Source organism: Mumia quercus, assembly GCF_025506335.1.
In the GTDB taxonomy this organism is placed as follows: domain Bacteria; phylum Actinomycetota; class Actinomycetes; order Propionibacteriales; family Nocardioidaceae; genus Mumia; species Mumia quercus.
In genome coordinates, this window is record NZ_JANZYO010000007.1 from 32,196 (window position 1) to 54,464 (window position 22,269).

The following is a 22,269-nucleotide window of genomic DNA, read 5'->3' on the forward strand; positions in this document are numbered from 1 at the left end:
GTCAAATCGGTAAAGCGTGTGGCTCTCGTCACCGAGTTCGGGCGGGTTGTTGTGTACAGCCACAACGCTGGGCATGATGGGCCGATGCTCCGAGAAACCAGGGGGACGGTCAGCCAGTGGTCCGCCGTCGTCGATCTCATCGAACGCGTGATGGCCGACGAGGACCTGCTGCCGCAGGCGGTGTCGGGGGTGCGGTCGATGATCGCGGAGGTGTCCTCGCTGCCGGTCGCCGACGTCGCCGGCCACACGCGCGCGCTGCTCACCGCAGCCACCCGTGCGCTCGCGGCGCGGCGCGGGCCGACCGAGGCGGAGCTGGCGTTCGTCGAGGAGCTCGCGGTCACGAGGGCGAGCCAGGGCATCCCGATCGAGGTGGTGCTGGGGGCGATCCACGTGGCCGAGCGCGCCATCTGGACGCGAGCCCGCGAGCTCGCGCCGGCGGAGGACGTGGGCGCCGGAGTGCTGCTCGACGCCCGTGAGCTGTACGACGACTGGGCCGAGGCCGTTCGCGCTCGCCTGATCCGGGCGCACCGCGACGCGCAGGTCGAGCAGGCCGCCGTCCGCCGCGACCGTGACGTCGAGCTGATGCGCCGTCTGCTCGAAGGCGGCTCCGCGGCGTCGCTGGCCGCGGCGGAGGTCGGGCTGCCCTACGCCGGCGGGCTCTGGGTGATGGTGGGCCGCAACGGCGACCGCCAGGCCGAGGAGATGATGCGCCGGCTGCGCAGCGAGCGGGTCGCGTCGCTGACGGCGCCGTTCGCGGACACTCTCGTCACGGTGACGGCGGCACGTCCGGCGCCACCGGCACGGGCGAGCGCGGGGACCGACGCCGTCGTCGGCGTCGCGGGCCCGGTCGGCGTCGAGGAGATCACCACCGCCCACCGGCTCGCCGTCGCCGTCGTCCCTGCCGCCGAGTCCGTCGGACGCCTGGGGCCGGTCCACGTCGGCGAGATGGCGAGCGTGGTGGCGGTGCTCTCGCGGCCCGACCTGTGCGCCGCGCTGGTCGCACGGCACGCCGACGCACGTCGGGAGCTGGGGGCGAGCGCCGTCCCGGTGGCGCAGGCCGTACGGGCGTGGCTGGAGGCCGACCGCGACACCGCGGCGGCCGCGCAGGCGCTGTTCGTCCACGCCAACACGGTGCGCAACCGCGTGCAGCGCTTCACCCGGACGACAGGGATCGACCCGCTCGGCACGTTCGGTGCGCTGGACGCGTGGTGGCTCTGCGTCGCGTGGCTGGCCGACGCGGAGTAGGGCGTCGACCCCACGCCGTGGGGTGGTCTCGATACGGGTCTCGGCTAGCGCCTCGCCCCTACTCGACCAGCGGCGGGCTGGGTGGTCGAGTAGTCCGAGCCGCTGGGCGAGGGCGTATCGAGGCCGGGTGGTCTCGATACGGGGTCTCGGCTAGCGCCTCGCCCCTACTCGACCAGCCAGGGGTGTCTCAGCCGGCTTGGTCGGAGTCCTTCATCGCGCCCCAGCCGTGCCACCGCTCGACCTCGATCCAGGCGCTCACCCGCCCACGGTCGCGCCGCGGGTACGGCCGGCCGGTGTGGTGCGTGGCGATGCGGTCGATGTCGGCGAGCTCGACGTCCTCCTTCATCTCGACGACCGAGCCCATCAGGGTCACGTGCGTCGACCAGTCGCCGTCAGCGAGCACGGTCAGGCTCACCCGCGGATCATTCCGCAGGTGCTTGAGCCGCACGCGGCTCTCGTCCATGTTGACCAGGACGCGGCCGTCGTCCCAGAGGTACCAGGTCGCGGTGGTGACGGGGGCGCCGTCCTTGCGCACGGTCGCGATGACGGCGGGGTTCGGGCGCTCGAGCAGCGCGACGGCGTCGGCAGGCAGCGGGGGCTTCGACATGGGAACTCCTTCGCTCTCGGGCGGAGTACCCGCCACGCTACTGGCCTCGCGGGTTCGCGGCCGTTCAGACCACCGGGACGCGCGGCTCCAGCTGCGGGGCGGTGGTGCGCAGCTTGCCGCGTCCCCAGGCGCGGTGGATCACGACCGCGGCGAGGAGGCAGCCCAGCACGCCGAGCGTGAGGTCGCCGAGCGTGTCGGTGTACGCGCTGTGCCGCTCGGTGTGCCTGCTGAGGAACGCGGCGTACTCCGCCAGCTCCCAGACGATCGCCGCCGTCGCGCCGAAGGCGAGGGCGCGCTCGACGGTCGCCCCGAGCGTCGCCGTCCGGGGGAGGGTCAGCAGGATCACCGCGGCCGCGAGGAGACCGGTGTTCATGAAGTGCATCCAGTCGTCGAACCACACGATGCGGTCGTACAGGTCCATGCGGTTGCCGAGGATGTCGGTGAAGCAGGTGATCGTGATGAGGAGGTCCGCGAGCCACGGGAATGACGCCCGCTCGCGCCACCACACGTGCCAGATGATGGGGACGGTGAAGGCGAGCGCGGGGTATCCGATCGCGCGGGCGAGCGCGCCCTTGTCCTCGAGGTTGCCGACCTCGGGGAACGCCAGCGCCGAGGCCAGCATGAGGATGAGGAGGAGCTTGGCCGCGATGTCGAGGCGCCGGACGAGCGTGGGGATGGGATGCCGTACAGCAACGGCGTCGTCGGTCATGCGCCTACGCTATCGGGACGGCGGCCCCGGACGAGGTGCTGCACCCTGATCTCGTGGTGAGGCGCGACGCCGTGCGCCTCGTCGAGCGCGAGGATGCTGCGCAGCTCGACGGCCTCCACGTCCTCGAATCCTGCCGACTCGATCAACGCGACGGTGGCGTCGATGCCGGTCGCCTCGGCGAGCGGGAGCGCCCGGCGCACGTCCTCGTCGTACGCCGCCCGGAACGCCTCGCTCGCGTCGAGGTAGAGCCCTTGCGGGAACCACGTGCTGTCGACGACCGCCACCGTGCCGCCCGGTCGCAGCAGGTCCCACCATGCCTGGAGAGCGCGGGCGGGTTCGCGCAGAGTCCACATGACGTACCGGTTGACGACGGCGTCGAAGGAGCCGGGCGGGTACGGCGGGCAGACCGCGTCGCCGTGCGTGAAGCGGGGCGGGTTCGCCGTCGTCGACGCGTGGGTGCGGGCCCGCTCGAGCATCCCGTCCGCGAGGTCGATCCCGGTCGCCCGGTGGCCGAGGTCGGCGAGGACGCGGGCGACGTACCCGCTGCCCGTTCCGACGTCGAGGACGTCCAGCGGCGCTTCGCCGAGCGCGTCCTGCCAGACCCCGCGCCAGGCGGCCCAGTCGTCCTCCCGACGCTCGGGTCGCTCCTGGTAGGCGTCGTACGGGACCGAGCGCCGGCTCCAGTACGCGTTCATCGCCTCTTGGACGTGGTCGGGCGTACGGGTGGGGGAGATGCTCATCAGGCGCTCCTGGGACGGGGTGCGGTATGGGGTGTCGACCGTGGCGCGTCGGCGCGGGCGCGGCGCGGGCGGAACGCCAGCTGGAACCCGTCGTCGAGCGCGACTCTGCGCACCTCGACCTCGTACACGGGCTCGAGGTGCTCGGGTGTCAGCACGTCGTCTGGGGCGCCTCGCGCGACGACCTGGCCGTCGTGCAGCAGCAGCACCTGGTCGCAGTAGGACGCGGCGAGGTTGAGGTCGTGCAGCACCACGACGACGGTGTGGTGCGCGTTCACGGCGAGGTCGCGGACGAGGTCGAGGACCTCGTGCTGGTAGCGGACGTCGAGGTGGTTGGTGGGCTCGTCGAGCAGCAGGTGCGTGGACTCCTGGGCGAGGGCACGCGCGATGAGCACCCGCTGCCGCTCGCCGCCCGACAGGCCGTCGAACGGCGTCGCGGCCAGGTGCAGCGCACCCACGCGTGCGAGCGCGCGTGCCGCGATCTGGTCGTCCTCGGCGCCGGCGCGGGCGAACGACGAGCGGTGCGGCGTACGACCGAGCAGGACCATGTCGGACACGAGGAGGGGGAGGTCGCCCGGTGACTCCTGGACGACGACCGAGATCCGGCGCGCGATCTCGCGGGCGGAGAGCCGGCGGAGGTCGTCGCCGTCGATCAGCACCGAGCCGGTCCGCGGGACGAGGGCGTGGTGGAGCGTGCGCAGCAGCGTCGTCTTGCCGCTGCCGTTGGGGCCGACGAGACCCAGCACCTGGCCGTGCGGGGCGGCGAGGTCGATCCCGGACAGGATGGACCGCGTGCCGTAGGAGAAGGTGATGCCCGACGCGCGGATCATCGGCCGAAGTGCTCCACGATCTTCTCCAGCCCGTCGATCGACAGCGGCGTCGGGGGCTCGGTGAAGTTGAAGAGCTGCACCAGGATCTCGTCCTCGCTCACCGCCGTGAGGGTGTCCGCCCCGTTCATCGAGGTCACCGCCTTCTTCACGGCAGCGGGGTCGCCGTCGGAGTGGAGGAGCACCAGCACGTCCGGGTCGCGGCCGATGAGCTCCTCGAGCGACACCTCGAAGACCCGCTCCTGCACGTCGCCGAAGACGTTCTCCAACCCCGCGGCCTCCAGCTGAGGCTGGGCCATCGAGTGCGCTCCGTACGCGTAGGTCGTCCCGCCGCCGACCGTGGGGTAGAGCACCGCTGCCGTCCGGGTCTCGCGGCGCGGGGCGTCGGCGATCGCGGCGCGGACGGCAGCGACACGGTCGTTTGCTGCCTCGGCCGCCCGGGCGCCGGCTTCGGGAACGCCGAAGACCCGGGCGTACGCCGTCATCTGCTCCGCGACGTCGTCGAAGCTCGGGTCGGTGACTCCCTCGGGGCACATCGCGGGCTCGTCGAGGAGGGGGATGCCTGCCGCCCCGAGGGTCTCCCGGGTGAGGTTCTCCGCCTCGCCGAGGACCAGGTCGGGCTTCTGTGCGAGGACGGTCTCCTTGGAGATCTGCAGGTGGCCGGACGAGTCGAGCGCGTCGGTCAGGAGCGGGATCGCGTCGAGAGCCTCCTGCGTCTCCTGGTCGTAGTACGCGGCGGGATAGGCGCCGGCGCGCGCGACCACCTTGTCGAGCAGGCCGAGGTCGGCGAGGAAGGGGACCGCCGAGCTGCTGAGCAGGACCACCCGCTCGGGCGGAGCGTCGAACGTGACCTGCGCCCCGCAGTTCGTGACGGTGAGTGGGAAGCCCTCCGGCGCGGCAGCCGCGTCGCCGGCGACCTGAGCCGGGGTGGCGCCGCACGCGGCGACCGCCAGCGACAGCGCTGCAGCGACGGCGGCGAGAACGTGACGGGACGACCGGTGCTTCATGGTGCTCCTTCGGGCGGGAGGTCAGGACGACGGGTGGAGTCGCCGGATGAGCAGGAGGAGGAAAGGAGCTCCGACGAGGGCGGCGATGATCCCGATCGGCAGCTCGCGCGGCTGCATGAGCATCCGGGCCAGCAGGTCGGCCCACAGGAGGAAGGTCGCGCCGAGCAGCGCGGAGGCGGGGACGGCCCACGCGTGCGCCGACCCGACGAGCCGACGCGCGAGGTGGGGGACGACGAGGCCGACGAACCCGATGCACCCTGAGGCGGCCACGATCACCCCGACGCACAGCGAGACGACGACGAGCAGCTGGGTGCGGAACCGGGTGGGACCGATGCCGAGGACGTGGGCGGTCTCGTCGCCGATGGCGAGGGCGTCGAGGCGCCGTGCCCAGAACGTCAGGACGAGCACGGTGGCGAGCACGACGACGAGCAGGGCGGCGAGCGGTCCGCCCCACTGGGCCAGCGCGAGGGAGCCGAGCAGCCAGAACATCACCGAGCGAGCGCCCTCCGCGGAGCCCGACGCGAAGACGAGGAAGCTCGTGACCGCCGACAGGGCGTACCCGACCGCCACACCGGTGAGCAGCAGGCGTACGGACGTGATCCGTCCGGCGGTCCGGGCGACGACGAAGACGAGGAGAGAGGCGGCCAGCGCGCCGAGGAACGCGCTCCCCGCGAGCGCGTGCTCGCCGAGGCCGAGCGTGACTCCGAAGAGGATCGTGGCCGCGGCGCCGCTGCTGGCTCCTGAGTTGATCCCGAGGAGGTACGGGTCGGCGAGGAGGTTGCGCACCATCGCCTGCAGGGCGGCGCCGCAGACCGCGAGGCCGGCGCCGACGCCGATGCCGAGGAGCACGCGCGGCAGCCGTACGTCCCACACGATCGCGTCTGCCGAGAGGTCGAGGCCCTCCGCGGGCGAGCCCGTCAGATGGCCGACGAGGATCCGGACGACGTCAGCGGGTGCGACCCACACCGGCCCGATCGCCACCCCGAGGACCGCACTCACGGCGAGGACGGCGGTGAGGGCGGTGAGGACGGCGGCGTTGCGGCGACGCCGGCGCCGGCGACCGAGCGGGTCGTTGGACGAGCGTGCCGAGAGGGGTGCGAGAACGACGGTGGACGGCATGAGGGTGCGCCTGCTCAGCCCCGGTACGGCTTCGCGGAGCCGCTGGCGATGCCCTTGCGGATCCGGCCCTCCACGAACCCCGCCAGGGCGTTCGGCAGGCGAGGCACCTTGGCGTCGGTGAACCAGTCCGCGTCGAACCACCCGCGCTCGTCCCAGTACGCCGCGTCGACCGGCCCCTCGTCGCGGCTGGACTCGACCAGCAGGCGCGCGACGCGGAACCCGATCAGGTCCGACGTCGTCGGGGTCGGCTCGACGCCGTCCTCCACCGCCTTGACGGCGCTCGCCGCGAGCTCGTCCAGCGCCTGGTCGACCTTGGCGCGGTACGGGGCCTTCTGCAAGCCGGGCCCGTTCACGCCGAGCTGGCCGACCGTGTGGAAGCCCCAGCGCCGGATCGCGGTCTGCAGGTAGCCGAGGGCGGCGTCGTGCCCGGCGCCTGCGGCGGTCGAGAGCAGCACCGCAGGCGTCCCGAAGTAACGCGGCCGGTGGATCAGGTAGGCGAAGTGGTCCACGAAGCGCTTCATCGTCGCCGACAGCGTGAAGCTGTGGACGGGGGTGGCGAAGACCACCAGATCGGCCGCGTCCATGAGCGCACGGGCCGGCTGGGCGTTGTCGGCGTTGGGGCATGCCTGCTCGCCGGCCGTCATGCACGCCAGGCAGGCGGGGCAGCTCGGGCCGAGGGCGAGCTCGTCGGTGCGCACCAGGTCGACCTCGACCGGCGTGTGCGTACGCACACGGGCGAGCAGGTCGTCGACCAGCGCACCGGTCGTGCCGTTCTCGCCGTGCCCCGTCCCGAGCACCACTCCTACGCGCATGCCGGCCCCTCTCGTCTCCGTCGGCTGACGATGAATATATGATAGAGGGTTTGCGCCGATGTCTTCGGGAGGTGCTAGAGGTCGGCGGGCGACGCGAGCCGGCCCGCCACGGCGGTCGCTGCGGCGACCGGCGGGGAGACGAGGTGGGTGCGGCCGCCCCGGCCCTGGCGCCCCTCGAAGTTGCGGTTCGACGTGGACGCGCTGCGTTCGCCGGGACTCAGGCGGTCGGCGTTGAGGCCCTGGCACATCGAGCAGCCGGCGCCCCGCCACTCGCCGCCCGCCGCCGTGAAGATCGCGTCGAGGCCTTCGGCCTCCGCCTCGAGTCGGATCCGGGCGGAGCCGGGTACGACGAGCAGGCGGGTCCCGTCGGCCACCCGCCGCCCCTCGAGGACGGCGGCAGCGGCGCGCAGGTCCTCGAGCCTGCCGTTCGTGCAGGAGCCGATGAACACGGTGTCGATCGCGACCTCGCGCATCGGCGTCCCCGCGCTCAGGCCCATGTAGTCGAGGGCGCGGGAAGCGGCCGCCTGGGCGTCCGTGCCGGCGAAGTCCTCGGGCGACGGGACGACCGACCCCAGCGGGACGCCGTGGGCCGGGTTGGTGCCCCACGTGACGTACGGGGTGAGGCCACCGGCGTCGAGGACGATCTCCCGGTCGAACGTGGCGTCGTCGTCGGTGCGCAGCGTCCGCCAGTGGGCGACGGCCTCGTCCCAGGCCGTGCCGCGCGGAGCCTCAGGGCGCCCCTCCAGGTAGGCGAAGGTGGTCTCGTCCGGGGCGATCATCCCGACCTTGGCCCCCCACTCGATCGTCATGTTGCAGAGCGTCATCCGCGCCTCCATCGAGAGCGCCTCGACGACCGGGCCGCGGTACTCGACGACGTGTCCCTGGCCGCCTCCGGTCCCGGTACGGGCGATGAGGCCGAGGGCGAGGTCCTTCGCGGTGACGCCGGAGGGCAGCCCGCCGGTGATCGTGACCGCCATCGTCCGAGGCCGCGCCTGGGGGAGCGTCTGCGTGGCGAGGACGTGCTCGACCTCGCTCGTGCCGATGCCGAAGGCGAGGGCTCCGAACGCGCCGTGGGTGGAGGTGTGGGAGTCGCCGCAGACGATGGTCGTACCGGGCTGGGAGAGCCCGAGCTGCGGACCGACGACGTGCACGATGCCCTGCTCGACGTCTCCCATCGGGTGCAGACGTACTCCGAAGTCGGCACAGTTGCGCCGCAGCGTCTCGACCTGCGTCCGGGAGAGCAGGTCGGCGATCGGCTGGTCGAGGTCGGTCGTCGGGACGTTGTGGTCCTCGGTCGCCAGCGTGAGGTCGGGGCGGCGTACGCGGCGCCCGGCGAGCCGGAGGCCTTCGAACGCCTGCGGGCTCGTCACCTCGTGCAGGAGGTGGAGGTCGACGTAGAGAAGGTCGGGCTCCTCGCCGGATCCCCGGCGTACGACGTGGGCGTCCCACACCTTCTCGCTGAGCGTCTTCGGCACGGCCGCGAGGATATCCGATCTACGATCCGACCTCGTTGCCGTCCTGCGTCCGCGCCTCGAGCGCGGACGCTGCACGGGCGTAGCGCTCAGCGACGCGGTGCAGCGCGGGAGCGAGCTCGGCAGGGCCGTCGACGGTGAAGTCGGCGTCGAGGAGACCGAGCCACAGCGCGAGCTGCTCGGGCGAGTCCGAACCGACGTAGGCGAAGCAGGATCCGGCGTCCACCTCCTCCACGACGACGGCCGGCGGGACCCGCGCGATGATCTGCGCCGCCGGCGACCGGACGTGCGCGCGGGCGCGCACCCGCCACGTCGCGGTCCCGACGGCACGCTCCACGAACCCGACGAGGTCTCCGTCAGGCTCGTCACGGGGAACGAACCGCGGGCCGTTGGGTGTCCGCAAGCGCATCCGGTCCACCCGGAACGTGCGCCACCGGTTGCGCGCCACGTCCCAGGCCGCGAGGTACCAGCGACCCCGGGTGTGCACGAGCCGGTGGGGCTCGGCCGTCCGGCGGGTCACGGTGCCGTCGGCGGCCTCGTACGAGAAGCGCACGCTCTCACGGGACCGGACGGCGTCGGCGATCGCGGCCAGGCGGTCGACCGGCACGTCGGCCGACTCGACCGGCAGCGCGACCGTGGCTGCGAGGAGGTCGACGAGCCGGTGACGCAACCTGCTCGGCAGCATCTGCTCGAGCTTGACGAGGGCGCTCAGCGCGGTCTGCTCGAACCCGTCGACGCCGCTGGCGGTGGTCCGCAGCCCGATCGCGACGGCGAGGGCCTCGTCGTCGTCGAGGAGCAGGGGAGGGAGCGTGCCGCCGGGCGCGAGCCTGTACCCGCCTGCGACTCCCGGTGACGCCTCCACCACGTACCCGAGGCTGCGCAGACGTCCGACGTCGCTGCGGACGGTCCGCGTCGTGACCGCGAGCCGCTCGGCCAGGGCCGGGCCCGTCCAGTCGCGCTGGGACTGGAGCAGGGAGAGCAGCTGGAGCAGCCGTGCCGAGGTCGTGAGCACCTCCCCATCCTGCCCCTGAACGCGGAAGCAGGTCTTCCGCATGCACGCCTACGGTCGGCAGATGAACGAGAACGCAGCAGTACGGTCGTACCGGATCGACATCCCTCAGAGCGACGTCGACGACCTCCACGAGCGGATCAGGCGCATGCGCTGGCCCGCCTTCTCGGCGGGCTCCGACTGGAGCCGCGGGGTCCCCACCGAGTACCTCCGCCGGCTCGCGGACACCTGGGTGGACGGCTTCGACTGGCGCGCCCAGGAGGCGCGCCTCAACGAGATCCCGCAGTTCGTCACGACCGTCGACGGCCAGGACGTCCACTTCCTGCACGTCCGCTCTCCCGAACCGGGCGCGCTACCTCTGCTGCTCACGCACGGGTGGCCGAGCTCGTCGGTCGAGTTCCTCCGGGTCCTGGCGCCGCTGACCGATCCGGCGGCGCACGGGGGAGAGGCGGGCGACGCGTTCGACGTCGTGGTTCCGACCCTGCCGGGATACGGGTTGTCCACGCCCCTGAACGTCGGCTGGGGCAACCTTTTCCGCGTGGCGGGCGCGTGGGCCGAGCTCGCCGGTCGCCTCGGGTACGACCGGTACGGGCTGCAGGCCACCGACGCCGGCGCGGGCGTTGCGGGGATGCTCGCGACCCTCGCACCGGAGCAGGTCGTCGGGATGCACCTCACCGGCACGGCCGCCTCGACCCCGTTCGGACCGCCTCTCGACCCGGACGACTTCGAGGGGGAGGACCGCGACCGGGTCGTGAGGTTCAACGCCTTCCGCGAGGAAGGACTCGGCTACTTCCACCTCCAGGCGACCCGACCTCAGACGCTCGCGTACGCCCTGAGCGACTCTCCGGTCGCTCAGCTGGCGTGGATCGTGGAAAAGTTCCACGAGTGGACCGACCCTGCGGCGGAGCTCCCCGAGGAGGCGGTCGACCTCGACCAGCTGCTCACGAACGTGTCGCTCAGCTGGTTCCGGCAGGCGGGCGCGACGTCGGCGCACGCGACGTACGAAGGCATCCAGGCGTGGAAGGCGATGGCCGCGCAGCACGGCGACACCGCGAGCGGCTCAGGAGGACCCGCGGCGGCTCCGCCCACGGGGTACGCCGTCTTCGCGGCAGACACGACGGTACGGGCGTTCGCCGACCCTGGCGGCGAACTCACCCACTGGTCCACCTTCGACCGAGGTGGTCACTTCCCGGCGATGGAGGTGCCGGACCTGTGGGTGTCGGACGTACGAGAGTTCTTCCGGCCGTTGCGGTGACCTCAGCGGCCGCTGGGGTCGTTCGGCGCCTCTCCCGGCGGCGCGTTGCCCGAGGGCTCGGCGTCCTGGTCGTCGTCGCCCTGGTTCTCGCGCACGGCGTCTCCGGCGCTGCCGGTCGACGCCGAGGAGCGGATCTCGTCCGCCTCTGCGGAGTCGTCGTTGATGGCCTCGTCGTCGCCGACGTCGAGCGGTTCGTTCGATGCGTTGGTCATGTCGAGTCCGGTACCCGTCGTCCCGCCAGGCAATCGTGGCGCAGGCCGGGGCCTCAGACCCGCCCGTACGCGCCCCAGGCCGTGGCGCCGAGGGTGAACGGCGGCTCCGGCAGGAGGGCGCGGCAGCGCTCGCGCAGCGTGGCGGCGGCGTCGGGCTCGAGCCCGCCGACGTATGTGCCGGCGGGCCCGACACCGAGGGTGAACGGCGTCCACCAGTCCTCGAAGGAGTCGAACGCCACCCGCACGGTCAGCGTGACGGTCTCGACGTCGGCGAGCCCCGCGCGGGAGAGGAGCCGGGCCAGGTCGCCTTCGCGGCTCCCGGCGAGTCCGGACTCGTCGGGAGCGTCGGGGTCCACGTCGTGCACGGCGTCCCAGAACGTCGACAACGGCCCCGTCCCTCCTGCGTGGTCCCACACGCACGCCGCGACGCGCCCGCCCGGCGTGGTCACCCGCGCCATCTCGCTGAGCCCGGCAACCGGGTCGTCCATGAAGTGCACGACGAGCTGTGCCAGCGCAGCGTCGAACGCGCCGTCCGCGAACGGGAGGTCCTCGGCTGCCGCGCGGCGGACGTCGACGCCGGGGAGGCGTGCCCGGGCGGCCTCGACGAGCGAGCGTGACGGGTCGATCGCAGCGACGCCGTCCGCGCCGAGCAGCGCGACGAGCCGCTCCGACAACGCGCCGGGCCCGCACCCCACGTCGAGGGCGCGCTCCCCGCGGTGGAGGTCGCCCAGCGGTGCGAAGCGGTCGGCGAGGGGCTCGGCGAACCTGCCCATGAACCGCTGGTACGACTCCGGCGCGACGTCGAAGCTCATCTTCGCAATCTAGGCCCGCGCGCTCGCGCCCGTCATCTGCTCGAGCATCTCCAGGTAGTGCGGGTTGTTCATGATCCCGAGGATGTTGCCGAACGGGTCGACGACGGAGGCGGTGATGAAACCCGAGCCGTCTCCCTGCTCGGTGATCGGCAGGTGCGCGGTGGCGCCGTGCGCGAGCAGGTGGTCGCGCGCGCCCTCGAGGTCGTCGACGTGCCAGTAGGCGACGACGCCCGCCGGACCCCGGGTCTGCCCGGGCGGGGCGTACCGGGCGTCGATGATCCCCAGCTCGTGCTGGTGGTCGCCGAGCCGGAACTCGACGTATCCGGGCGCCTCGGCGCTCGGGAAGGCGTAGTAAGGCGCGACGCCGAGGACCTCGGCGTACCAGTCGCGTGCGGCGGGAAGGTCGTCGGCGAAGAGCGTGAGGGTGGCGAGTCCGCGAAGCATGTCTCTGTCCTTTGTCTGGAGGTCGTTCATCGGAGGAATATCTCCATCCTCGTCGTCAAAGTGATCACCAAATGAGCACTTTCTTTGCGACGATCGTCGTTATGCGTGCAGACCGGCTCGTGGCCACCCTCCTTCTCATGCAGACGCGCGGTCGCGTGACCGCCGCCGAGGTCGCCGCGGAGCTCGAGGTGTCCGTCGCGACCGCGCGCCGCGACCTCGAGGCGCTGTCGACGGCGGGGGTTCCCGTCTACCCGCAGCCCGGCCGCGGCGGGGGCTGGTCGCTGGTCGGGGGTGCGCGCACGGACCTGACCGGTCTCACCGCAGGGGAGGCGCAGGCGCTCTTCCTGCTCGCCGGCCCCGCCGCGTCCCTCTCGCCCGAGGTGCGCTCGGCGCTGCGCAAGCTGGTGCGGGCGCTCCCGCAGACGTTTCGCGTCGACGCCGAGCGGGCGGCCGACGCGGTCCACGTGGACACGGCCGCGTGGGGCGCCGACGTACGCGAGCGCCCGCCGGTGCTCGAGGCGCTGCAGGCGGCGGTGGTCCAGCGTCGTCGCGTGCGGCTGACGTACGAGGGCAGGGCGGGCGCGCCGAGCGTCCGTACGGTCGACCCGTGGGGACTCGTCGACAAGGACGACGTCTGGTACCTCGTCGCCGGTACGGACCGCGGTCGCCGGACGTTCCGGGTCGACAGGGTCCGTACGGCCGAGGTCACCGACGAGGCTGCGCAGCGCCCCGACGACTTCTCACTGGAGGAGGCGTGGCGGGAGGTCGTCGACACCATGGAGGGACGCCGCTCCCTCGTCTCGGCGGTCGTCCTCGTCGACGCACGGTCCGTGCCGATCCTGCGCGACCACTTCGGCCGCCACTGCGTGCCGGGCGAGGCCGGGCCGGACGGACGTGTCCGGGTCCGGGTCGCGGCGCACCTGGCGGTGTCGGTCGCCGAGCAGCTCGCCGGGTGGGGCGGCCGGGTCGAGGTGGCCGAGGGGGAGGAGGTCCGTGCCGAGCTCCTGAGGATCGGCCGGGAGCTGGTCGCGCAGTACGACGCTTCGTGACCTGCCGGCCGGACGCGTGTGTCACACGTGGGTCGTGCTCGCCGTCGGAGGGGGCATGACCACACACGAGAAGCACCAGATCGTCGTCCTCGGCGCCGGCTACGCGGGCCTGGCTGCGGCGCAGCGGCTCGCGCGCCGGCTCTACCAGGACGAGGTCGCGATCACCCTCGTCGCGGCGTCGCCGGAGTTCGTCGAACGGCCGCGCCTCCACCAGGCGGCGACCGGCCAGAGCATCCGCGCGATGGCGCTCGCCGACCTCGTCGCCGGGCTCGCGCTCACGCTGCGGATCGCCCGCGTCCGGTCCGTCGACGCCGACGCGCACCGCCTCGTCTTCGACGACGGTGCCGTCCTCCCGTACGACACGCTGGTCCTCGCGGCGGGCAGCAGGATCGCCGCGGACACCGTCCCCGGCGCGGCCGCGCACACGGTGCGCCTGGACGACCGCGGAGCGGCGGCGGGAGCGGCGCGGCGCCTCGGCGAGCTGGCGTCCTCCTCGGGACGCGTCGTGGTCTGCGGAGGTGGCTTGACCGGCCTCGAGATCGCCAGCGAGGTCGCGGACCGCTGGCCTGCGCTGGACGTACGGATGGTCAGCGGCAGCGAGCCGGGGGGATGGTTGTCCGCCGCCGCGCGCACCCACCTCGTCGCCGCGCTCGACGCCCTCGGTGTCGTACGGACGGTCGGCCGGGTCGCGCAGGTGGAGCCGGACGCCCTCGTGCTGGCCGACGGAGAACGGGTGGAGTTCGACCTGTGCTTCTGGGCCGGCGGCTTCGCACCGTCACCGCTCGTCGCCGCGTCAGGTGTCGCGGTGGACGCGGCCGGGCGGGCACGGGTCGACACGACGATGCGCTCGACGTCGCACCCCGACGTATGGGTCGTCGGTGACGCCGCTGCCGTGGCGGGGCCGTGGGGCGACTCCCTCGCGATGGGATGCCGTACGGGTGCCTTCACCGCCGCGCCGGCTGCTGAGTCGGTCGTGGCCGCGCTCACGGGTGGCCGCCCGCGCTCGGTGCGGTTCCGCTACTGGCACGAGTGCCTCAGCCTCGGACGGCGCTCCGGCCTCGTCCAGCTGCTGCGGGCCGACGGGACTCCGAAGGAGCAGATCCTCACCGGACGTACGGCGATCGTCTACAAGAACGTGGTCCTCGACTCGGCGCGTCTCCTCTTCCGTCACCCGTCGCCGTGGGTCGCGCGGCGCAGGCACCTGCGCGCTCCCGAGGCCGTGGCCTCCTCCGCGGAGAGAATCGCGTCATGACCGCGCTCGAGGACGACGACCTCGCGAGACTCCGCCCGTTGGCGTTCGCCGTGGCCTACCGGATGCTCGGCGCCGTGTCCGAGGCGGAGGACGTCGCGCAGGAGACCCTCGTGCGGCTCCTCGCGGTCGACGACGCCGACAATCCCGACGCGTTGACGACGACGATCGCGACACGACTCAGCATCGACGTCCTCCGGTCGTCGCGCCGGCGCCGCGAGCAGTACGTGGGCGACTGGCTGCCCGAGCCGCTGGCCGCCGTCGGCAGCACGCCGCAGCCCGACGCGTACGCGCACGCCGCCCTCGCCGACGACGTCTCGACGGCCTTCCTCGTGCTGCTGGAGAGCCTCAGCCCGGCCGAGCGTGCGGCGTTCCTCCTGCACGACGTCTTCGGCTACTCCCACGAGGAGGCGGCCTCCGTGCTCGGCAGGTCGGTCGCTGCCACGCGGCAGCTCGTCTCCCGGGCGCGCCGGCACGTCGCCCACGGGCGGCGCCGCTACGACGACGACGCCGCGCGCCGCCAGAGGCTCGTGGACGAGTTCCTCGCCGCCTGCCAGGACGGATCCGTCGACGCGTTCGCCGAGGTGCTCGCCGAGGACGTCGTCTTCACTGGCGACGGTGGCGGCAACGTTCCGCCCGGGTTCGCCATCACGCGGCCCGTCGCCGGTCGCGACGCCGTCGCACGGCTGCTCGCCGGGTTCACCCGGCGAGGTCTGCCGGTCGCGATCGAGGGGACGAGCGTCAACGGCGGACCCGGTGTCGTGGTGTCGGCGGCGGCCGAAGTCGGGGGCGGGATCATCGCGGTGATGGGCCTCGACGTCGTCGAGGGGCGGATCGCCCACGTGTGGTCGGTGGTCAACCCGGACAAGCTGCGACACGTGGGCCGCACCGCCGACCTGGCACGCCTTGCAGCCGGACGCTCCGGCTCGGCCTGACGAGAGGCCGACCGGGGCGTAGGTTGCAGAGATGCGTCCTGCCGCCGTCCTGACCACGAGCGCGTGCATGCTCGTGCTGGCGGGGTGTGCCGGGACAGATGCGTCCCCGGTGCGGATCGCCTCTCCGTCGGTGTCCGCCACGACGCCGACGGTCGCGGTGTCGGCACCCTCGGTGGACGTGGCCAGGGCGCCCGCCTGCAAGGTCGGGCCGCGCCGCACCCCCACCGGCGTGAAGCGGTTCTGGACGACCGACAGGCGCTGCTACACGTCCCGCTGGTTCGCCGGTGCCCACCGGCGGATGATCCCGTACGGCTGCACCAGCGCCCCCTGGTACGCGCCGTCGCCGCGCTGCAGCGGCCGCAAGGGGTTCCACCACGGGCTCGATCTCGCCATGCCGAAGGGCACGCGCGTGTACGCCGGGGTGGCGGGACGCGTCGTCACGAGGGGGATCGGGTCGGCGTACGGCGACCGGGCGGTCATCATCCGCTCGCGCGGACGCGACGTCCTGCTCGGCCACCTCTCGCGACGAGTGGTCTCCCACGGCGACCGCGTGCGCAAGGGCGACCTTGTCGGCCGCAGCGGTGCCCGCGGGGCTCCGGACGGACCGCACCTGCACGTCGAGGTCCGGCCGGCCCGCGGCTCCTACCGCGACGCCGTCAGCCCGCGCCGTGTGCTCCGCCTGAAGGTCACGCGCTGACGGTTGGTGCGGCGTACGAGGATGGAGGCGATGAGCATCGCGAACCCGCTCGAAGAGCTGACCCTCGCCGACCTGCGAGGCCGCACCAGCGTGAAGTGGCGCCTGCACCCGCCGGACGTGCTCCCTGCCTTCATCGCCGAGATGGACGTCCCTCTGGCCGAGCCGGTCGTCCGTGCGGTCACCGACGCCGTCCGGCGCGGTGACACCGGCTACGCGTTCGGTGACGCCTACGCGGAGGCGCTCGCCGCGTTCGCGTCGCAGCGGTGGGGCTGGGACGGTCTGGACGTCGGCCGGACCCTCATGGTCGCCGACGTGATGACCGGTCTGACGGAGGTCGTCGGCCTGGTCACCGCGCCGGGGTCGCGGGTCGTCGTGAGCACGCCGGTCTACCCGCCGTTCTTCGACTTCATGGCGAAGACCGGCCGTGAGGTGCGCGAGGCGCCGCTCGGGGAGGACGGCCGATTGGACCTCGACGCGCTCGGGGCCGCCTTCGAGGACGCCGTCGCCGGTGGGGGACCGGCGGCCTACCTGCTGTGCAACCCGCAGAACCCGGCCGGGGTCGCCCATACGCGTACGGAGCTCGCGGCGGTCGCCGAGCTGGCGCGGAGTTACGGGGTCCGCGTGGTCTCCGACGAGATCCACGCGCCGATCGTGCTCGACGGGGCGACGTTCACCCCCTACCTCTCGGTCGACGGGAGCGACGACGCGTTCGCCGTCTTGTCGGCCTCCAAGGCCTGGAACCTCGCGGGGGCGAAGGCGGCGGTCGTCGCGGCGGGACCGTCGGCGTACGCCGACCTCGCGCGGATGCCCGAGGTCGTGGGGCACGGAGCGAGTCAGCTCGGCCTGATCGCGCACACGGCGGCGCTGCGGGAGGGAGGCGGTTGGCTCGACGCGGTCCTCCGCGGGCTCGAGGAGAACCGCGACCACCTCGCCAAGGAGCTCGACGCGCGACTGCCTGCGGTGAGGTGGGTGCCGTCGGAGGCCACGTACCTGGGCTGGCTCGACTGCCGCGCGCTCGACCTGGGGGACGACCCCGCCTCGGTGCTGCTCGAGCGGGGGAGGGTGGCGCTCAGCGGCGGCTTGCCGTACGGGACGGGCGGTGCGGGGCATGCTCGGGTCACGTTCGCGACCTCGCGCGCGATCCTGTCGGAGGTCGTGGAGCGGATGGCGGCCGCCGTCGCCGGCTGAGCATCCGGCCCGGCGTCACACGACGGCGGCGAGGACGACGAACACGACGGCGAGGAACGGGGCGGTGCCCTGGGCGAGCCCGGCGCGCAGGCGCTCGGGCGAGCGGGCGACGAGGACGACAGCGGCGCCGAGCATCGACCCGCACCCGGCGAGGATCAGCGCCCGTCCGACCGGCGTCTCGTCGCTGGCCAGGAGCACCAGACCGACGAGGGCCATGACGGCGAGGAAGAGGTTGTAGAACCCCTGGTTGAACGCCATCTCCCGCGTCGCCGCGGCCTCGGTCGCACTCATCTGGAACGTACGCCGCGTGCGTGGGTGCTCCCACCGCAGCGACTCCATCACGAAGATCCAGACGTGGAGCAGCGCGGCCAGGGCAGCGAAGACGAACGCGAGGACGGTCATACGTGCATGATCAGCCCTCGCCGCCGATCAGGCAGGGATGGTGGCGGTGTCGATGACGAAGCGGTAGCGCACGTCGGAGGCGACCACGCGGTCGTACGCCTTGTCGACGTCGTCGGCGGTGATCGTCTCGATCTCGGCCCCGATGCCGTGCTCGGCGCAGAAGTCGAGCATCTCCTGGGTCTCGCGGATGCCGCCGATGTTGGACCCCGCCAGGCGGCGACGGCCGCCGATCAGGGAGAAGGCGGAGAACTGCTGCTTGTTCTCGGGGGCGCCCACGAACACCATCGTGCCGTCGAGCGCGAGCGTACGGAGGTAGGCGTCGACAGGCAGGTCCGCCGACACGGTGTTGACGATGAGGTCGAACGTCCCGCGCAGGCGCCGTAGCGTGTCGCGGTCCCCGGTCTCGTAGTGGTCGGCGCCGAAGCGCAGACCGTCGTCCTTCTTGCTCAGCGTGTGGCTCAGCACGGTGACCTCGGCACCCAGGGCGTGCGCGATCTTGACCGCGAGATGCCCGAGCCCGCCCATCCCGACGACGGCGACCTTCGTGCCGGGGCCGGCCCCCCAGTGGCGCAGCGGCGAGTAGGTCGTGATCCCCGCGCACAGCAACGGCGCGGCGACGTCGAGAGCGATCCCCTCGGGGATGCGGAGCACGTAGCTCTCGTCGACGACGATCTGCGTGGCGTAGCCGCCGTACGTGGGCGACCCGTCGGCGCCCCGGCCGTTGTAGGTCGGGACGTTGCCACGCTCGCAGAACTGCTCCTCGCCGGCGAGGCAAGGGGCGCACGCGCGGCACGAGTCGACGAAGCACCCGACGCCCACGCGGTCTCCGACCGCGTGCCGGGTGACACCCGCGCCGACCTCGCGGACGACGCCGGCGATCTCGTGGCCGGGGACCATCGGGAAGATCGACGCGCCCCACTCCTCGCGCGCCTGGTGGATGTCGGAGTGGCAGATGCCCGCGTACGCGATGTCGATGAGGACGTCGTGCTCGCCGACGTCGCGCCGCTCGACGCTCGCACGCGCGAACGGCGCACCGGCGGACGGAGTCACCAGGGCGGGGACGGTGGACGTCATCTGCACTCCTCGGGATGTCGCGGACGGACCGGGGCCGAGTCTGTCAGACGGGTAGTGGCGCACGGCGTGGTGTTCGCGCCCCCTCCCTGGCGTCCTGGTGGCCGCGATTCGCCTGATCAAAACGACGGAATACGGTGCAGCGCCTACCTTCTCGGACTATCATCGCGGACATTTCGCGTTGACGACGAATGGGGGCGTTGTGACTGAGGAGACCTGGCACCAAGCCCGTTTGATTCCCACGTCGGGGATCAACGGGGCAGAGGAGCAAGAGCGCCGTGCGACATCGGCGCTGCTTGCGGTCTTTGCGGCAGTCGACGAGTTCGGTCGGGCACTTCTGAAGGACGTGGGCGCTCCTGCTGGTCGTGCAGAGACGTTCATCGAAGTCCCGTTTCTTCTCGGTGATGCACGTGTGATCCCCGACGGCTTGATTCGCGTCCGACGAGGTAGCAGGGAGTGGACGGCGCTCGTCGAGGTGAAGACTGGAAAGAACGAACTCCGTACCGATCAGCTGGAGCACTACCTCGACGTCGCGCGGGAGCAGGGCTTTGATGCGGTGGTCACGGTGAGCAACGAGATTTCCCCCGATGCCGGGACAACATCCGACGAAGGTCGACAAAAGAAAGCTTCGAAAGGTCGCACTTCACCATTGGTCGTGGTCGTACATCGTCGCGACCGTGGTGATGCAGAAGTAGCACCACGGAGTTTCCGATCCGGAGCAGGCGTGGATTCTCGGCGAACTGATCCGATACCTCGAGCACCCGCGATCCGGGGCACTGGAGTTCGATGACATGGGCTCCAGCTGGGTTGCGGTTCGGGAGGGAGTCTCGGCGGGAACCCTCCGAGCCACCGACAAAGGTGCACAGACGGTTGTCGAGCGCTTTGACGCGCTACTGCGGTTCACCAGCCTTCGACTGGGGCGGCAGCTCGGCACCGACGTCGTGCCTGTCATCAGTCGAAAGGAACTGGGTGACCCCGGCCTTCGATCGCAGCGGCTGCTCGACGAGCTCGTGACCACGAGCAGCTTCTCGGGATCGATCCGCATTCCGAACACAGTCGGTCCAATCGACGTCCGCGCTGACCTGCGGGCTGGCCGGATCACCTGCTCGGTCGACATCGACGCTCCGGGGAACGGTCGCCCCCTTACACGAGTGAACTGGCTAGTGCGCCAGCTCAAGCACGCACCCGACAACACCCGCGTCGAGGTATTCGCAGCCAGGTCCCGCGGTGCTGGAGCCGCGGAGCTGCTGAGCATGGTCCGCGAGGACCCCAAGCTCCTGGTTCTGGACCCCGCGCGAGAGCTGAAGTCGTTCCGGGTCGCAGTCACAGCGCCCATGGGTGCGAAACGCGGACGAGGTCGCGGCTCCTTCATCGACTCTGTCCTGGACCTTGTCGACTCGTTCTACGGGGACGTCCTGCAACACCTCAAAGCCTGGTCCCCGGCGCCACCGAGGTTGCGAGAGGCAGAGCCTGAACAGAGCGCCCTGATATCGACGGCGCTCTCGTCGCAGGACGGAACTCAACCGGTCGCTCCGGATCGCCCCGCGACCTGAGCGACCGGTGGCAGGTACAAGCAGTCTGCGGCGGGGTCTCGATACGCCCCTCGCCTAGCGGCTCGGGGCTACTCGACCGGCCGGAGGGGCGGCTCGGGGCTACTCGACCGGCCGGAGGGGTGGCTCGGGGCTACTGGGTGAGGGGCCAGGGGTCGCTCAGTGCGGCAGCGAGCGCGGCGTCGTCGAGGCCGGCTCTGCGCAGGGCGGCGATCTCGACGTCGTTGATCCCCAGCGGGAGGTCGCCGTTGCCGAGGTCGGTGCCGTAGAGGACGCGGCCGCCTGCCGCGAAGAACCGGGCGAGGTTGTCCAGCGCGACGGCCTCGGCGTCCGGGTCGTCGGCGTGGATCGCGAGCGTCGAGATCCACGCCTGGCCTGCCTCGGCAGCGCGCCGGACCAGGGCGTCGTCGACCCGCTCCGTCCACGGGGTGTGGGCGAGCGCGTCGACCCCGGCGGCGATCGCGAGCTCGGTCGTGCCAGCACCTTCCACGTGCGCGACGACCGGCACGGGTGCCTCGTACGCGTGCGCCGCGATGACGATCGCGGCGAGGGACGCGGCGTCAAGCGCGGGCCCGGCGTCGGCGTGCAGGGTCACCTTGACGGCCGAGGCGCCGGCCGAGACCTGCTCGGCCACCGCGAGACCGGCGTCGGCGGGGGAGAGGACCTCGCGCACCGCACCAGGCGGGCACCATGCGCGGTCGGACGGATAGCCGCCCGGCGCAGCGAGGAAGGACCCGACGTAGGAGACCTGGAGGCCGCCGGCGGCCGACAGCGAACCGGCGAGGCCGGCGACGACCGTCGGATTCGCCCCGAGGTCGACCACGCCCGCGAGATCGGAGTCCCCGAGCGCCGCGACGTCGACGAGCTGGAGGTGGACGTGGTGGTCGACGACCCGCGCGGGCACGCGCTCCGGACTCACGAGCCGATCTCGGTCCGGACGGCGAAGAGCTCGGGGAAGAACGTGAGGTCGAGCGCCCTCTGTAAGAACGGGATGCCGCTCGACCCGCCGGTGCCACGCTTGTGCCCGATGATGCGGGCGACGGTGCGCAGGTGGCGGAACCGCCAGAGCTGGAAGTTCTCCTCGAGGTCGACCAGCTCCTCGCACGTCTCGTACGCGGACCAGTTCGCCTCGGTGTCGGCGTAGATCGCGGTGAAGACGGGCACGAGGTCGGCGGTGAACGTCCATGCCTTGGTCACGTCGCGCTCCAGCACGGCCTCCGGGATGGCGTAGCCGGCGCGGGCGAGGTAGCGCAGGAACTCGTCGTAGAGCGTCGGCTCCTCGAGGACGCGTCGCAGCATCGCCTGGTGCGCAGGCTCGGCGTCGAAGACCTTGAGCATCGCGGCGTTCTTGTTGCCGAGGACGAACTCGACGGCGCGGTACTGGTACGACTGGAAGCCGCTGGCGTTGCCGAGGACCCCGCGGAACTGCGCGTACTCCGACGGCGTGAGCGTCGCCAGCACCGACCACTGCTCGGCGAGCGTCGCCTGGACGTGCTTGACGCGGGCCACCCGCTTGAGCGCGGGGCCGAGCTCGTCGGCGCGCAGCAGCCGGCACGCGCTCTCCAGCTCGTGGAGCACGAGCTTGAGCCAGAGCTCGGTCGTCTGGTGCTGGACGATGAACAAGAGCTCGTCGTGGTGCTCGGGCCGGCTGACCGGCCGCTGCGCCGACAGGAGCGTGTCGAGGTCGAGATAGCCGCCGTACGTCATGCGGTCGCGGAAGTCGGTCACCACCCCGTCCTCGACGGCCCGGGTGTTGTCGCGTACGCCCTCAGGCGCTTGGGGAGCACTCACTCCGACACCGTATGCGATGTGACGCAGTGCACGAGCGCATGACTCCAGCTTGCGCTAACTTAGGCAAGCC

25 protein-coding genes are annotated in these 22,269 nt (G+C 72.2%); 9 read left to right on the plus strand and 16 right to left on the minus strand.

The features are described from left to right. Positions 1-84 precede the first annotated feature (84 nt). The gene (locus tag NYZ95_RS16785) at positions 85-1,245 is read left to right on the plus strand and encodes a PucR family transcriptional regulator (protein ID WP_262852478.1); all 1,161 of its coding nucleotides are present in this window, start codon (positions 85-87) and stop codon (positions 1,243-1,245) included. 187 nt (positions 1,246-1,432) lie between these two features. Here the strand turns inward: NYZ95_RS16785 and NYZ95_RS16790 are convergent, their stop codons facing one another. From NYZ95_RS16790 to NYZ95_RS16830, 9 genes are all read right to left on the minus strand, one after another. Next, positions 1,433-1,852, minus strand: a complete 420-nt coding sequence (locus NYZ95_RS16790) for a PPOX class F420-dependent oxidoreductase (RefSeq protein WP_262852479.1) — start codon at positions 1,850-1,852, stop codon at positions 1,433-1,435. A gap of 64 nt (positions 1,853-1,916) precedes the next feature. Further along, the gene (locus tag NYZ95_RS16795) at positions 1,917-2,561 is read right to left on the minus strand and encodes a DUF2238 domain-containing protein (RefSeq protein ID WP_262852480.1); all 645 of its coding nucleotides are present in this window, start codon (positions 2,559-2,561) and stop codon (positions 1,917-1,919) included. Next, positions 2,558-3,301, minus strand: a complete 744-nt coding sequence (locus NYZ95_RS16800; RefSeq protein WP_262852481.1) for a class I SAM-dependent methyltransferase — start codon at positions 3,299-3,301, stop codon at positions 2,558-2,560. The genes NYZ95_RS16795 and NYZ95_RS16800 overlap by 4 nt, the downstream gene beginning before the upstream one ends. Further along, positions 3,301-4,128 (minus strand): ABC transporter ATP-binding protein, encoded by an 828-nt coding sequence (locus NYZ95_RS16805; RefSeq protein ID WP_262852482.1) that lies wholly within the window; start codon positions 4,126-4,128, stop codon positions 3,301-3,303. The genes NYZ95_RS16800 and NYZ95_RS16805 overlap by 1 nt, the downstream gene beginning before the upstream one ends. Continuing rightward, positions 4,125-5,132, minus strand: coding sequence for an ABC transporter substrate-binding protein (locus NYZ95_RS16810; protein WP_262852483.1), 1,008 nt, complete (start codon positions 5,130-5,132; stop codon positions 4,125-4,127). The genes NYZ95_RS16805 and NYZ95_RS16810 overlap by 4 nt, the downstream gene beginning before the upstream one ends. A gap of 21 nt (positions 5,133-5,153) precedes the next feature. Next, a complete protein-coding gene (locus tag NYZ95_RS16815) occupies positions 5,154-6,251 on the minus strand; it encodes a FecCD family ABC transporter permease (protein ID WP_262852484.1) in 1,098 nt (365 codons plus the stop codon). Positions 6,252-6,265: 14 nt separating this feature from the next. After that, positions 6,266-7,063 carry a flavodoxin family protein gene (locus tag NYZ95_RS16820; RefSeq protein WP_262852485.1) on the minus strand — a complete coding sequence of 266 codons (798 nt, stop codon included), beginning with the start codon at positions 7,061-7,063 and terminating at the stop codon, positions 6,266-6,268. A 74-nt stretch (positions 7,064-7,137) separates the two neighbouring features. Continuing rightward, on the minus strand, positions 7,138-8,538 hold the full coding sequence (leuC, locus tag NYZ95_RS16825) for a 3-isopropylmalate dehydratase large subunit (RefSeq protein ID WP_262852486.1): 1,401 nt from the start codon (positions 8,536-8,538) through the stop codon (positions 7,138-7,140). 19 nt (positions 8,539-8,557) lie between these two features. Beyond that, entirely contained in the window at positions 8,558-9,547 is a 990-nt protein-coding gene (locus NYZ95_RS16830; RefSeq protein WP_262852487.1) for a helix-turn-helix transcriptional regulator, read from the minus strand. Between the two features lie 61 nt (positions 9,548-9,608). Here NYZ95_RS16830 and NYZ95_RS16835 point away from each other — a divergent pair, with 61 nt between their 5' ends. Then, positions 9,609-10,799, plus strand: coding sequence for an epoxide hydrolase family protein (locus NYZ95_RS16835; protein WP_262852488.1), 1,191 nt, complete (start codon positions 9,609-9,611; stop codon positions 10,797-10,799). Positions 10,800-10,801: 2 nt separating this feature from the next. On the opposite strand, the gene NYZ95_RS16840 is transcribed toward NYZ95_RS16835, so the two are convergent. Genes NYZ95_RS16840 through NYZ95_RS16850 form a run of 3 tightly spaced genes read right to left on the minus strand, consistent with a single transcriptional unit; the run spans position 10,802 to position 12,267 of the window. Then, a complete protein-coding gene (locus tag NYZ95_RS16840) occupies positions 10,802-11,011 on the minus strand; it encodes a hypothetical protein (protein ID WP_262852489.1) in 210 nt (69 codons plus the stop codon). Between the two features lie 53 nt (positions 11,012-11,064). Beyond that, positions 11,065-11,823, minus strand: coding sequence for a class I SAM-dependent methyltransferase (locus tag NYZ95_RS16845; protein ID WP_262852490.1), 759 nt, complete (start codon positions 11,821-11,823; stop codon positions 11,065-11,067). A gap of 9 nt (positions 11,824-11,832) precedes the next feature. Continuing rightward, on the minus strand, positions 11,833-12,267 hold the full coding sequence (locus tag NYZ95_RS16850; protein WP_262852491.1) for a VOC family protein: 435 nt from the start codon (positions 12,265-12,267) through the stop codon (positions 11,833-11,835). Between the two features lie 71 nt (positions 12,268-12,338). Between NYZ95_RS16850 and NYZ95_RS16855 the strand changes: the two genes are divergently transcribed. The 5 genes from NYZ95_RS16855 to NYZ95_RS16875 are packed head-to-tail and all read left to right on the plus strand — an operon-like array spanning position 12,339 to position 17,385. Continuing rightward, on the plus strand, positions 12,339-13,316 hold the full coding sequence (locus NYZ95_RS16855; protein WP_262852492.1) for a helix-turn-helix transcriptional regulator: 978 nt from the start codon (positions 12,339-12,341) through the stop codon (positions 13,314-13,316). A gap of 55 nt (positions 13,317-13,371) precedes the next feature. After that, entirely contained in the window at positions 13,372-14,568 is a 1,197-nt protein-coding gene (locus tag NYZ95_RS16860) for an NAD(P)/FAD-dependent oxidoreductase (protein ID WP_262852493.1), read from the plus strand. Further along, positions 14,565-15,500 carry an RNA polymerase sigma factor SigJ gene (gene sigJ, locus NYZ95_RS16865; RefSeq protein WP_262852494.1) on the plus strand — a complete coding sequence of 312 codons (936 nt, stop codon included), beginning with the start codon at positions 14,565-14,567 and terminating at the stop codon, positions 15,498-15,500. Before NYZ95_RS16860 ends, sigJ begins: the two co-directional genes overlap by 4 nt. 31 nt (positions 15,501-15,531) lie before the next feature. Beyond that, positions 15,532-16,197 (plus strand): M23 family metallopeptidase, encoded by a 666-nt coding sequence (locus NYZ95_RS16870; protein ID WP_262852495.1) that lies wholly within the window; start codon positions 15,532-15,534, stop codon positions 16,195-16,197. Between the two features lie 30 nt (positions 16,198-16,227). Next, positions 16,228-17,385 carry a MalY/PatB family protein gene (locus NYZ95_RS16875; protein ID WP_262852496.1) on the plus strand — a complete coding sequence of 386 codons (1,158 nt, stop codon included), beginning with the start codon at positions 16,228-16,230 and terminating at the stop codon, positions 17,383-17,385. A 15-nt stretch (positions 17,386-17,400) separates the two neighbouring features. On the opposite strand, the gene NYZ95_RS16880 is transcribed toward NYZ95_RS16875, so the two are convergent. Both NYZ95_RS16880 and NYZ95_RS16885 read right to left on the minus strand, forming a co-directional pair. Then, positions 17,401-17,787, minus strand: coding sequence for a DUF1304 domain-containing protein (locus NYZ95_RS16880; protein WP_262852497.1), 387 nt, complete (start codon positions 17,785-17,787; stop codon positions 17,401-17,403). 27 nt (positions 17,788-17,814) lie between these two features. Continuing rightward, complete coding sequence (locus NYZ95_RS16885) at positions 17,815-18,861, minus strand: NAD(P)-dependent alcohol dehydrogenase (protein ID WP_262852498.1); 1,047 nt, start codon at positions 18,859-18,861, stop codon at positions 17,815-17,817. Positions 18,862-18,958: 97 nt separating this feature from the next. On the opposite strand from NYZ95_RS16885, the gene NYZ95_RS16890 reads away from it, so the two are divergent. Together NYZ95_RS16890 and NYZ95_RS16895 are read left to right on the plus strand one after the other, a co-directional pair. Continuing rightward, positions 18,959-19,648, plus strand: a complete 690-nt coding sequence (locus tag NYZ95_RS16890) for a hypothetical protein (protein ID WP_262852499.1) — start codon at positions 18,959-18,961, stop codon at positions 19,646-19,648. 1 nt (position 19,649) lies between these two features. Continuing rightward, entirely contained in the window at positions 19,650-20,411 is a 762-nt protein-coding gene (locus tag NYZ95_RS16895; protein ID WP_262852500.1) for a hypothetical protein, read from the plus strand. A gap of 130 nt (positions 20,412-20,541) precedes the next feature. Here the strand turns inward: NYZ95_RS16895 and NYZ95_RS16900 are convergent, their stop codons facing one another. Both NYZ95_RS16900 and kynA read right to left on the minus strand, forming a co-directional pair. Continuing rightward, positions 20,542-21,327 carry an amidohydrolase family protein gene (locus NYZ95_RS16900; RefSeq protein WP_262852501.1) on the minus strand — a complete coding sequence of 262 codons (786 nt, stop codon included), beginning with the start codon at positions 21,325-21,327 and terminating at the stop codon, positions 20,542-20,544. Continuing rightward, positions 21,324-22,199, minus strand: coding sequence for a tryptophan 2,3-dioxygenase (kynA, locus tag NYZ95_RS16905; protein WP_262852502.1), 876 nt, complete (start codon positions 22,197-22,199; stop codon positions 21,324-21,326). The genes NYZ95_RS16900 and kynA overlap by 4 nt, the downstream gene beginning before the upstream one ends. Positions 22,200-22,269: the final 70 nt, after the last annotated feature.